Source organism: Bacillus sp. FSL K6-1003, assembly GCF_037964945.1.
Classification (GTDB): Bacteria; Bacillota; Bacilli; order Bacillales; family Bacillaceae; genus Bacillus; species Bacillus mojavensis.
Map to the genome: position 1 here is coordinate 2024587 of NZ_CP150176.1, position 15569 is coordinate 2040155.

The 15569-nt window shown below is 37.2% G+C and carries 13 protein-coding genes and 1 pseudogene; 6 read left to right on the plus strand and 8 right to left on the minus strand.

All coding sequences use genetic code 11. The features are described from left to right. Positions 1–214 precede the first annotated feature (214 nt). Together NSU16_RS10025 and NSU16_RS10030 are read left to right on the plus strand one after the other, a co-directional pair. Positions 215–547: a VanZ family protein gene (locus NSU16_RS10025; protein WP_339190685.1), complete on the plus strand. Its 333-nt coding sequence runs from the start codon at positions 215–217 to the stop codon at positions 545–547. Between the two features lie 171 nt (positions 548–718). After that, positions 719–1264, plus strand: a complete 546-nt coding sequence (locus NSU16_RS10030; RefSeq protein ID WP_339190687.1) for a hypothetical protein — start codon at positions 719–721, stop codon at positions 1262–1264. A gap of 268 nt (positions 1265–1532) precedes the next feature. On the opposite strand, the gene NSU16_RS10035 is transcribed toward NSU16_RS10030, so the two are convergent. Next, positions 1533–1769, minus strand: a complete 237-nt coding sequence (locus tag NSU16_RS10035; protein ID WP_339190690.1) for a hypothetical protein — start codon at positions 1767–1769, stop codon at positions 1533–1535. A gap of 313 nt (positions 1770–2082) precedes the next feature. On the opposite strand from NSU16_RS10035, the gene NSU16_RS10040 reads away from it, so the two are divergent. Beyond that, complete coding sequence (locus tag NSU16_RS10040; RefSeq protein ID WP_339190693.1) at positions 2083–2439, plus strand: YoqO family protein; 357 nt, start codon at positions 2083–2085, stop codon at positions 2437–2439. Positions 2440–2592: 153 nt separating this feature from the next. On the opposite strand, the gene NSU16_RS10045 is transcribed toward NSU16_RS10040, so the two are convergent. Both NSU16_RS10045 and NSU16_RS10050 read right to left on the minus strand, forming a co-directional pair. Beyond that, a complete protein-coding gene (locus tag NSU16_RS10045; RefSeq protein ID WP_268449681.1) occupies positions 2593–3072 on the minus strand; it encodes a DUF4944 domain-containing protein in 480 nt (159 codons plus the stop codon). Between the two features lie 296 nt (positions 3073–3368). Then, positions 3369–3848: a hypothetical protein gene (locus NSU16_RS10050; RefSeq protein WP_168748008.1), complete on the minus strand. Its 480-nt coding sequence runs from the start codon at positions 3846–3848 to the stop codon at positions 3369–3371. A gap of 299 nt (positions 3849–4147) precedes the next feature. On the opposite strand from NSU16_RS10050, the pseudogene NSU16_RS10055 reads away from it, so the two are divergent. Together NSU16_RS10055 and NSU16_RS10060 are read left to right on the plus strand one after the other, a co-directional pair. Next, a pseudogene (locus NSU16_RS10055) lies at positions 4148–4744 on the plus strand (thermonuclease family protein); the annotation flags it as partial. 94 nt (positions 4745–4838) lie between these two features. Beyond that, positions 4839–6278 (plus strand): flavin monoamine oxidase family protein, encoded by a 1440-nt coding sequence (locus NSU16_RS10060; protein WP_339190696.1) that lies wholly within the window; start codon positions 4839–4841, stop codon positions 6276–6278. 224 nt (positions 6279–6502) lie between these two features. Here NSU16_RS10060 and NSU16_RS10065 read toward each other — a convergent pair whose 3' ends face one another. The 3 genes from NSU16_RS10065 to xylA all read right to left on the minus strand — a co-directional run bounded on the left by NSU16_RS10065 (position 6503) and on the right by xylA (position 10541). Next, positions 6503–7198 carry a glycoside hydrolase family 11 protein gene (locus NSU16_RS10065; RefSeq protein WP_010334501.1) on the minus strand — a complete coding sequence of 232 codons (696 nt, stop codon included), beginning with the start codon at positions 7196–7198 and terminating at the stop codon, positions 6503–6505. Positions 7199–7547: 349 nt separating this feature from the next. Next, positions 7548–9047: a xylulokinase gene (gene xylB / locus NSU16_RS10070; protein WP_339190699.1), complete on the minus strand. Its 1500-nt coding sequence runs from the start codon at positions 9045–9047 to the stop codon at positions 7548–7550. A gap of 156 nt (positions 9048–9203) precedes the next feature. After that, positions 9204–10541 (minus strand): xylose isomerase, encoded by a 1338-nt coding sequence (gene xylA, locus NSU16_RS10075; RefSeq protein ID WP_229147310.1) that lies wholly within the window; start codon positions 10539–10541, stop codon positions 9204–9206. A gap of 269 nt (positions 10542–10810) precedes the next feature. Here xylA and NSU16_RS10080 point away from each other — a divergent pair, with 269 nt between their 5' ends. Then, positions 10811–11965 carry a xylose repressor gene (locus tag NSU16_RS10080; RefSeq protein WP_339192674.1) on the plus strand — a complete coding sequence of 385 codons (1155 nt, stop codon included), beginning with the start codon at positions 10811–10813 and terminating at the stop codon, positions 11963–11965. 169 nt (positions 11966–12134) lie between these two features. Here NSU16_RS10080 and xynB read toward each other — a convergent pair whose 3' ends face one another. Next, a complete protein-coding gene (gene xynB / locus NSU16_RS10085) occupies positions 12135–13736 on the minus strand; it encodes a xylan 1,4-beta-xylosidase (RefSeq protein WP_229147307.1) in 1602 nt (533 codons plus the stop codon). A gap of 30 nt (positions 13737–13766) precedes the next feature. Beyond that, positions 13767–15158 (minus strand): MFS transporter, encoded by a 1392-nt coding sequence (locus tag NSU16_RS10090; protein ID WP_326192250.1) that lies wholly within the window; start codon positions 15156–15158, stop codon positions 13767–13769. Positions 15159–15569 lie beyond the last annotated feature (411 nt).

The following is a 15569-nucleotide window of genomic DNA, read 5'->3' on the forward strand; positions in this document are numbered from 1 at the left end:
ATTTGTTTTATTCTTTATAGAATTATGAAACGATTTATATATAAGAAAGAACGAATGGCCATTTATAAGGACCTTGTTATTTTTTGTTTATTTGTTTACTTCTTTGAACTGATAAGTGTTACAATATTTCCTTTACCTATAGATCTGATTTAATTGCGAACTTGAGGAACGATTCCTATCATCCATTTTTGTATGGAAATAACTTTATCCCGTTTTGCTTCGTTGTAGATATTTATCATCTGGGTTTGCAGTTTTATGTGATAAGATCTCTTGGTGGAAATCTAATTTTACTGCTGCCAGTTGGCTTATTGTTCCCTCTTTTATTTGCAAGTTAAGGAACCTAAAACGAATTTTATTAACTGGTTTTTTTATCTCATTGTTTATAGAACTAACGCAACTTTCGATTTCTATGTATTTAGGAAATTCTAATAGAAGTTTTGACGTTGTTGATTTAATCCTTAATACGTCAGGTACTGCACTAGGATACGGGCTGTTTTGTATTCTTCCGTCGTTATATAAAAAAATCCGATTCTTTTATAAACATTGAATCACTTTCTGATGAAGACATGTAACTCCCTCAAGCACACAATATGATCGAAAAGGTGTCAATTAATTGTTCAATCAAAAACCATCACTAGCACGAGAAATGATGTTTATTGGAAGATCGCAAGTGAAAGGATATAATTAACATAACTAATCATTTTAAGGTGATACGAAAATGGACAGTATAATGAAATCTCATTTTGAACATTTAGAAGCAAAGGACAAAAGCCTGCAATTAGAAGCCTTTCAGAATATTATTAACGCCACAAAAGAGAAAGTAGACTGGGCTTATGAAGTGTGGGACCAATTAATAGGATGGCTGACCGATCCGGATAACCACAGGCGAGCGAGAGCAGCACAGTTTCTTGCTGGTTTAGCAATCAGTGATCCGGATAAACGGATGCTGCGCGACTTTCCAGCATTATGGGAAGTGACCAAGGATTCAAAATTTGTAACTGCTCGGCATAGTTTACAATCAATTTGGAAGGTTGGCTTAGCTGGGCCAAAACAAAAAGAAATGGTGCTTACTCATATTATTGATCGCTTTAAAAATGGAATAAACGAAAAACATTATACATTGATTCGCTACGATATGATTGTAGGATTAAAAAAATTATACGATGAAGACAAAGATGAGTACATTAGGGAAGTAGCAATGGAATTGATTGAGCTCGAGAAAGATAGCAAATATCGAAAGAAATATTTGTCAGCCTGGAAATAACCCTTTTATGCAATGTTCTGCAAACGTTAAAACAGCACTACGTCTTCGTGTGAGTGCTGTTTTTCATGCTATATTTATTACTCTTCAAATTGTTATATATGGTTTGGAGAGCTTTTTATGAAATAATCATACGTGGGGATGCCAACTATTATAACCTTTTAAATTTTTTAATTGTTGTTTTTGGAGGATCAGATTCTTTAAGAGTGTTGAACCACACCTTCATTTTTTTACCTGTCACAAGGTCTTCTTTGTTTTCAATTTGACTTAATCACAATATCACAACATGACTTTTATATTTTTTTATTAGTCTATCTTGAGACAATTGAAAGTCTTCTTTATCAGGAGTATGTTTGCCCTCAAGAAATAGGGCTGACTTTTCATCCTTAATAAGGATAAAACCAACAAGGTTCTGCATCTTTGGCGTTTTTATTTTCTTTTCTTCCTTATCATTGCAGCCTGAAATAAAAGCAAAGAACGCTAAGACCAGTATCGCGATTTTATGCATTTATCTCTCCCTTTTTGGTTTATATCTTTATAATAACGTGACACAAAAGTGTTGCACCCCGTAACGACAGGACAAATTTATAGATTTGCAGAACAGATGTACACGGTAAACTCCCTTCAATTCAGCTTTACCTTTCCGTTACAAATCATTCCCTAGTGCCTGCACACAAAAAACAATTGAATATTTAGTACATGGTACAATATGATAAATTAACTATTTAGTTGACCAATAGACTCATTTACTGACATCGCATTGTGCCTTTTGTGAAAAACTTGTAAACTTTTTGGGTAGCCATAAAATAAGGAGCGATTTTTTGTCTAATAACTTAGCATTTTTTCTTTTCATCTTATGTGTCATCTTTGAGAAAGTCACGAAAAATATTGATGTAATAAGCACTGCAGCATCCTTTTGCTCTTTCGTTCTCGTTTTCATTTATTTTAAAGATGAGTTTAAAAAGCTAAAAACAAAAGCACGGATCATTCTGTTTTCATGCTTTTTAGTATTAACAGGAATCGTAGCTTTTATCATTATAGAAGGACAGGTATTCATTAAAAACCACGATTTCTTTAACGGCTGGGAGATCACAGCAGTGATTATTTTGTTTGCAGTACCTTTGATATCTGGTACTGTTTGCTTTAGATTGCTTTACGAGCATTTAAAAGAAATGTAAGCATCTTATGTACAAGGAAGGAGCTAAACTTGCATGTTTTTATTTTACTTGGATAAAAACATGCCTCTATCCTGACATGTACTTATCAATCAGATGTTTTTGAAAGCAAACCTATATGTTGGACGTTTCATCCCTAAACTCGCCATTGCAGATTTATCTTTTATACCATGGTTTCTCTTGTAATCTCATTTGATCTGTATGTTTCTCCTTTCCAGTCTTCCACTCCACCTTAACAACTACATCATGTCCGATTACTTCATCTTCAGGCATAAAATCAAACGTAGCAATGTGGTCTTCCTTTTGTCCTCCGCCAGGCATTTCTTCACCTGTGTACTCTGATAAATCATAATTCTCTCTGTCATCATACTTTTTACCATCTATGTACAATGTGATTTTTTCAACAATGGTTCTTTTCGCTTCTTTCTTATTCCCCTGCCAATATAAATTCAAGAAGTAATTAGGCCCAATCGAAGTTTTATCTGATTTTTCAATGGTAGAAACCCACAATCCGTTCCTGCTGCTTCCCTCATATTTCACTTTGTCTCCTGCTATCATGGCAAAGAACGTTACTAAACAAATCAATAATGGAACTGTAATGATTAGTATTATTTTGATTTTATTCTTGCTTGTCATGTTTTCCCTCGCTTTCTTCATTTTAATTAGTAGAACAAATGATTAAAATGTTACTTGAAAATGAATATAAAAAGAGCTGCTTTTCAAGCAGCCCAATAATTATCTTTTCAATTTTGCAGCTATATTAGACTTTCTTGGTGGTTCTCAGCAAATGTGATTCGCGCAGCGCATCTATATCTGCCTTAAGACTGATCAGGTGTTGGTTATCTGCCTGTTAACCCAAATGGAAACAACATTCAAACAGCTTTAATGCTCAAGCTCCTATGTAGGTCACTATATTGTCTAATTAACCTTTTCTAACTGAATGTTAAGGTTTGTTTTAATTGGCGTCCTTCTTTTCCTTTTTGTGTCCAAATAATAACAACCTCCAATTCAGATGCCTTTTCAGCCACCATAAAATGTGTAAACTTCAGCGGGGTACCATCGTTTAAACTTTCGGCTAAGCTTATTAAATCCTCCTTCTGTCTCACACAATTTTCGTTGGGACAGCCAAAAAGTGAAAACCTCGTGGTTGAATCAGGATCATTTCTATACAATTGTACATCTACTGTAGCTGCGGCTTCCCCTATGTTTTGGATGTCCATTGAATAGACGTGATATTCCCCCTTTTTTGGACTCGCTAATTCCTTTGCATTTTTTGCTTCGGTTATCTCGACTGACCATTGCTCTGTTTTTTGTTTAATTGGCAACTCTGTAAATGTCAGAGCTTGAGTCTTTGTTTGAACAAAAATCAATGCAAATATTAAAACACATAAGGAAAGTAAGTGCTTCTTCACTTCGTATCTCCTTCTTTCTTTTTTATTAGCTTACCCAATATAAGTTTCCGGTATCTTTAATTTTGAACGCATAATAAAAAGCCCTCCCTTATGCTTCGAATAATTTCAGGCAATTCAGCTGAACATGTTCTATTTCTATTATGTTATGGTTTCGAAACCTTTTTGTGATATTTGAATATTGATCAAGAGCTTGTACGTGTTAAGATCAATTACATTCACAATAAATAGCGATATCAGTATAATGAATGTTGATTGATTGACTTAGAAACAGAACATAAATTCTAGAAGGTGAAATGGAATTGAAGAAAGCAATGTTAGGCTTTAGTCTATTAGCTTTGAGTTTTTCGTTGGCAGCCTGCGGATTAAATGATACTGCTGAAAAAAGCAATTCAGATCTTAAACAGCCAGTTGCCAAGAATTCTCAACCTGAAGCAAAAAAAGGCTTGGTGGATGCTGTGTTAGAAAGGCCTGTTGACGGAGATACGATCAAAGTCAGCTATAATGGCAATATTGACACGGTTCGCTACTTGCTCATTGATACTCCAGAGACTAAAAAGCCAAATTCATGTGTTCAGCCATATGGCGAGGATGCATCTAAACGAAACAAAGAATTGGTTAGTGGCGGCAAGCTGCAATTAGAATTTGATAAAGGAGAGCGCAGAGATAAATTCGGAAGGCTGTTAGCTTACGTTTATGTCGATGGCAAGTCTGTTCAAGAAACACTGTTAAAAGAAGGATTAGCCAGAGTAGCATATGTTTATGAGCCAAATACGAAATACATAGACCAGTTTAGAAAAGATGAACAGGAGGCACAAACGAAAAAACGTTCTATTTGGAGTAAAAACGGTTATGTGAATGCCAGAGGATTTAAAGGCTGTGTTAAGCAGCACTCCACTGAAAAACACAAGTGAAAAAAGGATATAGTTCGTGATAGACACCCTTTTGAATGAATATAATGCAATAAATCAAAAAAGAGGGTGCCTCACATAAATGAATGCTCCACTAAAGAACGAAGACATGATTGCGATTATTAGAAATGGTCTTAACTCATCACAGTACCCAAAGCACATTATTATCGTTGGCGCCGGGTTGGCTGGGCTTGTTTCTGCATCTTTACTGAAGAACGCAGGACATAAAGTGACGATTCTGGAAGCGAGTGATAGAGTCGGGGGCAGAGTTTGCACGTTGCGATCTCCCTTCAGTGCCGGGCTGTATTTCAATGTTGGACCAATGCGCATTCCGGAGAGCCATACTCTAACCTGGGAATATATAAAAAAATTCAGCCTGCCAACCAATGTATTTTTGAACAGAACTCCAATGGACATCATTTACGCCAATGGCATTCAAACACGTCTTCATCATTTTGAAAGCAATCCGGGTATCTTAAGATACCCAGTTGCAGAAAATGAACAAGGAAAAACGGCCGAAGAGCTGATGCTTTCTGTATTGCAGCCTATCCTCAATTTTATTTCTGTAGATCCCGCGAGAAATTGGCGGGTTGTTGAAGCACAGTACAGAAACCATTCGTTAGCATCTTACTTGAATACTTATTTTTCAAACGGTGCAATCGATATGATCGGCGTACTGTTGGATATGGAAGCATATATGGGGATGTCCCTTGTTGAAGTGTTACGGGAATCCATCTTCTATACGTCGCCAACTCGCTTCTATGAAATAACAGGCGGCATGGATCGGCTTCCTCAAGCATTTCTTCCCCAATTAAAAGAACATATTGTCTTCCATCATAAAATGGTGAAAATATCTCAAAATCAAAACAATGTTACGATCAACTGCATTCATCAACAGACAGCAAACCATTTGGAAGTGACAGGCGATCTCGCTATCATAACCATCCCATTTTCAACATTGCGTTTTGTCCAAGTCGAACCATATGATTCATTTTCTTATTATAAACGGCGGGCCATTCGTGAACTCAACTATATTGCCGCAACAAAAATCGGAATAGAGTTTAAGAGTCGTTTTTGGGAAAAAGCTGGGCAGCGCGGCGGCAAATCGATCACTGATCTTCCGATAAGATTTTCATATTATCCCAGCATTGACATTGGCTCGAATGGTCATGCTGTTATTGTAGCGAGTTACACATGGGCGGATGAGGCGCTGATATGGGACAGTCTTTCAGAGGGAGAGCGCCTCCGCTATACTTTAATGAATTTATCAGAAATATATGGTGATATAGTGTGGTCAGAGTTTGTGACCGGCGCTTCTTTTAGCTGGACCCTCAACCCTTATTCAGCCGGAGGGTTCACAGCTTTCGAACCAGGACAGGAATTACAGCTGTATCCATATATCCCTACCCCTGAAGGGAAAATACATTTCGCTGGAGAACATGCCTCACTTACTCATGGATGGATGCAAGGAGCGATTGAATCCGGAATACGAACGGCGTATGGAGTGAATCGTATCACTTAAATCCTCCGTTTTTATATCCCTTTTAGCGACTCCTTTAGATAGATTTGATATTGCTTTTTCATGACGGACATTGATGTTGTTGAATACTAGAGAAACAACAATTAGGATAGTATAGCTAATTTTAAAAAACCCTTCACATGACTGTGAGGGGTTTTTTGTGAATAGACAATACTTCCGATTTGATCGTAAATCAAGAGTTTGAACGGTTACCAAATCAGGATGATTTATTGCTTACCGCCAATAGTCAGTACATTCGTAGTTACATTAGCACTGCCATTACTTTGATATCCCTCTACCGTAAGCGCGGTTTCATACATTTTACCCATTGGCATTCCTAAGCTTTCCCACTTCTTGAAGTGTTCGCTGACAGATACGGTTCCGCTCGTGCGTTTTGTCTGTCGGACACTCCAATATTGTTTAAAAGTCGCGATGCCTATAATGGAGGGTTGGTTGATTCGAGTGGTCTCATAAATGTCATATGTCCCTCCATCAACAGTAAAAGTACCCTTTGGTATTCCGGTCGGTCTATAGGTGCCCCAATTATCGACGATATAATATTCTACGAGTGGATCTTTCGTCCATCCATAAACACATAGATAAGAATTTCCTCCCGGATTGAAGGTTGCGTTGTAACGAATTGATATGTTTCCAAGTTGTGAGTGAGTCTTGGTGGTATCGAATTTCTTGCCTTTTCTAAATAAAGCATTCCCAATGTTACTCCACTGGGCACTAAACGCGCCGCCGCTATTGAGCGTCATACTTGTGTTCCCATAATCCTTCCACAATTCATAGTCATAGCCATCTTGGGAGCCAGTTTGATTTGAGGTGATTGTAGTTGCCGCCTGTGCGGACCATGCAGGTAATGTCAGCACTAGACTAAATAAAACCGCTAAAAAAAACTTCATTCTTTTTTGTTTCATTTGGTATACCTCCTGTTTGATTAGATTATATTTGAGTCTTACCGTAATGTTTGTCCCTCACCACCTTTCAAAAGAAAGCAGCCTAGTAGTTATAATATTCTTCTGCTATGCTATCCCCCTAAAAATTTAGCTTGGTAATGTAATAGCTTTGTGTCTTTTGATTATCAATAGAATTGCATTAAATGATTTTTTGATACCGCTTTCAATTTTGTTAACAGATATATAAACCCAACTTCTATGATGCAGCTGTAGTTATGTGATTAAAGGGGCTTATGAGCATGATGAGTCGTTAATTGTTCTTTCATTGATCTCCTGGAAAAAATAAACGCTTACCGGCCCTCACTAATCATTAGTTTGTTCGAAAGCTCTTCAAAGCTGTATTGAGATCCTTAGTGTGAGTGTAAATTTTCTTATATAAATCGAATAGCGTTTTATATTGTTGAACATTTTGTTCCTTGGGATAAAATGTAGAAGCCTTGTGAATAAACTGCTCTGCACATTCTTCAAGGGATTCAAACCACCCACTTCCAAAGGCAGCTAGCATAGCAGCCCCCATGGCTGGGCCTTGTTCATTTTCTAACTTAATCACGCTCGCATTGAAAATATCAGCTTGCATTTGCAGCCACGTTTCATTTTTAGCTCCCCCACCAATAGAAATAACAGTATTTACTGATTTTCCGGCTTCGCGGAATAGCTCAATTGATTCATGTAAAGAGAATGTGATGCCTTCCATTATTGCCCTCAGGAAATGCTCTCTTTTGTGGGCTCCATCCATTCCGATCAAGCTTCCCCGAATAGAAGAATCAGCATGTGGCGTTCTTTCACCAACCAAATAAGGAGTGTATAGCAGTCCATTGGCTCCTATCGGAATAGATTCCACTCCCTGCAATAATTGCTCAAACGATTCGTTTGGTGCAAACGTTCTTTTAAACCAGTCCAAGCTGTACCCTGCAGCGAGTGTGACTCCCATTGTATAAAAAGAATCCTTTTTTCCATGATTAAAAAAGTGCACTTTCCCTTTAAAGTCTCTTTCTTTGTCTTCTTCGTGGGAAAGTATGACCCCTGACGTCCCAATACTGCATAGTGTTTTTTCGGAAGAAAGAATACCCGCTCCAATAGCACCGCAAGCATTATCAGCTCCCCCGGCGTACACTTTTGTTTTTTCCAATAGCCCTGTCTCCGCCGCAACGTGCGGAAGCAGCGATCCTACACAATCATGAGATTCAACAAGCGGAGGACAAATATCTGCAGAAATACCAAATCGATTGCAAATATCATCGCTCCACTCCTTGCGAGTAATATGTAAAAGCAACGTTCCTGCTGCATCGGAGTATTCGGTGTGAATGGCACCAGTCATACGAAATCTCACATAGTCTTTCGGAAGCAAAAAAACAGCTGTTCTTTTAAAAAGTTCAGGCTCATGTTCCTTCACCCATAAAATTTTAGGTAATGTAAACCCTTCTAAAACTCGGTTTTTTGTGATATCAAGCAGATAATCGCCGAAATTTTCAGTCATCCAAATACATTGAGGCGTCGTTCTGGTGTCATTCCAAAGAATTGCATGACGCAACACCTTTAAGTCTTGGTCAAGCAGGACTAACCCATGCATTTGTCCTGAATAGCTTATCCCGTCAATATCCTTGGCTTGAACGTTGGATATGGAAACCAATTCAGCCAATGCATCAATTGTTTGCTGCACCCAGTCTTCGGGATTTTGCTCACTATACCCTGCCTTCTCTTGAATGAGCGGATAACTCTTCGACGTTTCTGCACAAACCTTGCCGTTTTGATTGACTAAAATCGTTTTAACAGCACTCGTTCCAAGATCTACTCCAATAACATACTTCATTTTTTCACCCCTTACCCTTATAAAAACCACTCACTTAAAATAAAGCCCAAATATAGAAAGTACCCGTCATAACAATAAGCAAAAGGTAAGAAATCATGACGGGCAGCCTCAGGTAACTTGGGTATCATACCTTTTTATCGTGATTCTCTTTATCTGTTATACTTCTAAAATGTATTGGTTCAATATAGCTTTTAATCGCTCTTGTCTTCCTGATTCGTTTTGAATTGATTTATTATTAAGCGCATATTGCTCAAGAGTATGGAAATTAGCTCTTCCTTCTGTAATTTCAAGACCAATTCCTTCAGTAAAGCTGCGATAACGATGTTGAATCACATCATCAAACACACGATCTTCGATCAATTTATGGGCTACTCTCAATCCTCTTGCAAATGCATCCATCCCCGCAACATGGGAATATATTAGATCATCAGGCTCAAAAGAAGATCTTCTAACCTTCGCGTCGAAGTTTAATCCGCCGCTTCCAAGGCCGCCATTTTGCAGGATTTCGTACATTGCTAATGTCGTAGAATATAAATCTGTTGGAAATTCATCTGTATCCCAGCCTAAAAGAGGATCACCCTGATTCGCGTCAACAGAGCCAAGAAGACCGTGTACTCTTGCCATCCGTAATTCATGTTCAAATGTATGCCCGGCTAATGTGGCATGATTGGCTTCGAGATTTAATTTAAAATGATTGTCTAAGCCATATTGCTTTAAAAAGGCAATGGTTGTTGCTGCATCTGTATCATATTGATGAGTGGTCGGCTCTTTTGGTTTTGGTTCAATCAAAAACTGTCCTGTATATCCGATTTCCTTCGCATAATCCACTGCCATATGCATGAATCTCGCCAAATTATCAAGTTCCAATTTTAAATCGGTATTTAACAATGTGTCATATCCTTCACGGCCGCCCCAAAATACATAGTTCTCGGCGCCAAGCTCTTTTGCTGTTTCTAACCCTTTTTTTACTTGTGCTGCAGCATACGCAAACACATCTGCATTGCAGGAAGTTGCGGCACCATGGACAAAACGGGGATTCGTAAACATGTTTGCAGTATTCCATAATAGCTTAACGTTGCTATTGCTCATGTAATCTTTAATCATGCCCACGATGATATCTAAATTTTGATTTGTTTCTTTTAACGTATTTCCTTCTGGCGCAACATCTCGGTCATGAAAAGCAAAAAATGGTGCATCCAGTTTTTCAAACATCTCAAAAGCTGCTTCTACTCTCGCCTTCGCCAGATCCATTCCTTTATAGTGATCCCATGGTCTTTGCATCGTAGCTGCCCCAAAAACGTCTGTGCCGTCAGCGGTAAATGTGTGCCAATAGGCAATAGAAAATCGCAAATGCTCTTTCATCGTTTTTCCGCCGATTACTTCTTCAGAATTATAATATTTAAATGCTAAAGGATTAGTGGAATCTTTCCCTTCGTAAACCACTTTGTTTACGCTTCCAAAATAGTTGACTGAACTAGAATGAGTTTGAGCCATCTTATTTCCCCCTTAAAAATAAATTCAAAACATGATCATACAATTCAGCATTTTTATTTCATAATGTAAGTAAGTTGCATATTAGTTTGTTGCTCGAACAAACTAACTTATTTTAATTTTATATAACCTCATCAGTATTTTCAATATTTTTTTAAGTTTTTCATGAACACATTAGATATAATAAAGGTAAATTAGCTATGTACTATGTCTCATACTGAAACCGAAAACATGTAACTTAATATAAAGTTTATACTATTGGAGTGGATGAAGTGGATATCGCTGATCAAACCTTTGTCAAAAAAGTAAATCAAAAGCTATTATTAAAAGAAATACTTAAGAATTCACCTATTTCAAGAGCAAAATTATCTGAAAAGACCGGATTAAATAAATCAACTGTTTCATCACAGGTAAACACGCTGATGAAAGAAAATCTTGTATTTGAAATCGGTCAAGGACAATCAAGTGGCGGAAGAAGACCTGTCATGCTTGTTTTTAATAAAAAGGCGGGATACTCCATAGGAATAGATGTTGGTGTGGATTATATTAATGGCATTTTAACAGACCTTGAAGGAACGATCGTTCTTGATCAACACCACCATTTGGAATCGAATTCTCCAGAAATAACCAAAGATATTTTAATTGATATGATTCATCACTTTATTACGCATATGCCACAATCTCCGTACAGGCTTATTGGTATAGGCATATGCGTGCCTGGACTAGTTGATAAAAATCAAAAAATTGTTTTCACTCCGAACTCCAACTGGAGAGATATTGACTTAAAATCTTTCATACAAGAGAAGTTCAATGTGCCCGTTTTTATTGAAAATGAGGCAAATGCCGGCGCATATGGAGAAAAAGTATTTGGTGCTGCAAAAAATCACGATAACATTATATATGCAAGTATCAGTACAGGGATAGGGATTGGTGTTATTATCAATAATGATTTATATAGAGGGATAAGCGGATTCTCCGGAGAAATGGGACATATGACAATAGACTTTAATGGTCCTAAATGCAGTTGCGGAAATCGGGGTTGCTGGGAATTGTATGCTTCAGAGAAGGCTTTATTAAAATCTCTTCAGACTAAAGAGAAAAAAGTGTCCTATCAAGAGATCATAGACCTCGCCCATCTGAATGATATCGGCACTTTAAATGCATTACAGACTTTTGGATTTTATTTAGGAGTAGGCCTTACCAATATTCTAAATACATTCAATCCACAAGCCATCATTTTAAGAAACAGCATAATTGAATCGCATCCTATGGTACTTAATTCAATTAGAAGCGAAGTGTCGTCCAGGGTTTATTCCCAATTAGGCAATAGCTATGAATTATTACCTTCTTTCTTAGGAAAAAATGCGCCAGCATTAGGAATGTCCTCCATTGTTATTGATCATTTTCTAGATATGATTACAATGTAATTTATGATTAAATGTCAAATCCCTATGTTCTAGCTCATCTTTAGATGAGCTTTTTTGTTTTGTTATTTTAATGCTGAATAGGAGTATTTCTGAAGGCATATTTATTATGACACCTTCTAATATGAAAAAAGGAGTTCTAAAATAGAAGTCTCCTTTTTTCATGCAACAATTATTTTTCTTTATAGCGAAAATATCTAAAGTCGGCCGGAATATGATTACCACTTGTATCTTGACATTGCATCCCTACAAAGGCTCCTGTGAAGAACCCTCCCCCACGGATGTAGTCATCAGATAATTTTTTCGATTCCAATGCAATGTCAATTTTGAGCCAATCTTCGTTGTTAAAAGAATAGAAATAATAATACTTTTCCTTTTCAATATTTACTCTTAAATATACATACTTTACTTCTCGAGGAATAGCAATTTTATTTTTTAATGGTTGTGAAAAAGAAAAGTTATCACATATTGTTAATTCAAGAATACGGCCAAGTTCTTCATCATGCGTGACTTGAAGAGCCGTCCAGTTCTCAGTATTGTAATAGTTCACCAATCCAGCGGCTTGTTGAAAATTCTCCGGGTAAAACTCTACAGCAGTTTCCGCTTCAAAATGGAGACTTTGCCAACGTCTGGCTACAAATGCCTGAGTAAATGTCGAGGTTAATGATTCATGACCGTATAATCGTAAATGATTTGGCACCTTAGTCAATGAACCTAATTCATTCGTAAAAGGAATCCTTAAAGTTTGAAAATTTATATTTAATGTTGAATCCTCAAATTCATCAACTTCCGGGTACGTTGCTTCAAACATTGTTTCGGGTATAGAAGGTGCTTCTACCTCCAAGCTTCCTTCTTTTCCACCTACTACATAAGGCCATTCATCTTTCCAATAGAGTTTTTGAATAGCAGTTTCTCTGCCTAAAGGACAATATCCTCTCTGCTGATAAATTGAATCATCGTCAGGATGAATAGGACGTCCCGTTAAATGAGCTAAATACCACTCACCTGTATGTGTTTGAACAATGGATGCATGACCACATTTTTGCAATGGATTTCCAGGATCATGCCATGACGTTAAGATTGGATTATCGGGATGAACTTCATATGGGCCTTCAATATTTGTAGAGCGGGCCATTGTTGCAGCGTGTTCAAACCGTGTTCCTCCTTCTGCAGTTAATAAATAATAATAGTTCCCGATATGATAAAGGTGCGGAGCTTCTGTTAGTTTTCTATCTGTTCCTTTAAAAATAACTTTCGGTTTACCAATTAATTTTTTCTCCTCATCAGAATATTCCTGTATAACAATTCCTCCAAATGAATGCCGGTCAATACGCTGATCCCATAACATATTTAATAAATATTTTTTTCCATCCGTATCATGGAACAAAGAAGCATCAAATCCTGAGCTATTTAATTTGATTGGGTCCCCCCAATCACCATTGACCGTTTCACAAGTAACTAAATAATTATGACAATCTTTCCAAGCGCCCTCTACTACCTTAACATCCGTATAGATCAGCCAAAACTTTCCGTCACTATAACTTAAACATGGCGCCCAAACCCCGCCTGAATTAGGGTTTCCTTTCATGTCTAATTGTGAAACTCTCTGTAACGGATGTGCGACTAAACGCCAATTCACTAAATCTTTTGAATGGTGTATCTGGACACCTGGAAACCACTCAAATGTAGAGACAGCGATATAATAATCCTCTCCTACCTTACAAATACTTGGATCGGGATTGAATCCTTTAAGTACTGGATTAATAATCTTCATTTGAACTCCTCCTCAGCCATTTTCTTTTATTTAAGCCTTGAATTCCTCGATATTATCCAAATAAACTTTATCTCTATTCTCTAATTCTCGTACCATTTTTTTGTATTTCTCTTCATCTAAATTATAGAAATTAATATCAATCATGGCTAGAACCAGCAAGAATACTGGAATGATAGTTGCTGTAATTAAAATTCCCGTTAATGCCTCCGGGGTTTGTGTTTGATTTGCCACGTATCCAAACTTATCTAGAACCAATCCAGGAACAATCCCTCCCAGTGCCATACCGAATTTAAAGAAAAATCCGATAATAGCATAAATGAGCCCACCCATTCTTTTCCCAGTCCTATACTCTCCATATTCTATTGTTTCAGGAATGAGCGCCCACATATATCCCCCGGCGGTGATACTTCCAGCAGCAGCAATTAATCGAAAGAAGAGGATAAGATATACATTACTTGACGGAACAAATAGTAAAGCTAAGAGGCCGAGAATATTCAGTAATAATGCATAGTTTAGTAGTTTTTTCTTCCCCAATAATTGGTGAAGCCTTGGAATAAACGGTAAAATGACCAAAGCAGGCAAACTTCCAATCAAACCGTACCACTTCACTAAATCCTCTCTTCCTAAGTTATATGTCACGTAATAGATGCCAACTGAATTACTTATTGAATTCACTCCAAAAATAATAATAAAGAAAATGCTTAATACAACAAGTGGACGATTCACATGAAATTGCTCAAATATATCCGATAATTTAATTTTCTCCTCAGACTTTTGAAGAGTGACACGCTCTTTTGTGCTTTTAAAACAAAAGATTAAAAGGCACCCGCCTATCATTCCCAAAATACCCATGGTTAGCTGCCAGCCAAGAGATTCGTTGCCGGAAGTATCGCTTAAATAAGCAGCCAATAAGGGAACAAAAAATGCAACGACAAGTCCCCCAAGATTCGCAAATAACATACGAACAGATGTTATACTAACAACTTCTTGATTATTTCTGGTCATTGCAGAAGTTAACGCGCCATATGGAACGTTTATGGTTGTGTATGTAAGCGACAAGCCAACATAGGTAATATAGGCATATATTAATTTCCCCATATCTGAGAAATCTGGAGTTGTAAAACAGAGTATTGCAAGTACTACAAATGGGAAAGCTCCAAATAAAAGATACGGTCGAAAGCGTCCAAATTTGCTATTTGTTCTGTCTACTATTGTTCCAATAAAAGGATCAGCGAGAGCGTCAATGATTCTAACCACTAAGAACATGGTGCCGGCTGCTGCAGCCGATAAACCAAATACATCGGTGTAGAAGAACAAAAGATAAGTAGACACCGTTGCATAAATTAAATTACATGCAAAATCTCCAGAAGCATAACCAACTTTTTCAGTCATGCTAATCTTCCTTAAATTTTCACTGATCATGACTTTTCCTCCCTTTTCGATCCTTAAATAAGGAACAGTATGAAATGGTTTAAAAATTTCTCAATCACATCGGCCGGAAAGCGTTTTATTAAAGCGCTTTCAAAAAACACAAAGTGGTTTAATTTCAAAGAGCATTTTTCATCGTACAAAATGGTCTGTATCAGCAAGCAATAAATCATTTTTTCGTAATATCTCGTATACTGGGAAAGAATTTAAAGATTCACTCTTTCGTGTTATATATTGTTTAGCTCCAATTGGATCGAGCCTCTCATTCCCCCCTTTATACTTAGTTTTCTTATGAAACTAAACAAGCACCCTTCATTAGTTTGTTGATTGGACAAACTAACTTGACTTCATATTATATAATCCTATTCACTTTTTCAATGCTTTTTCAGAAAATTTAAATCACCC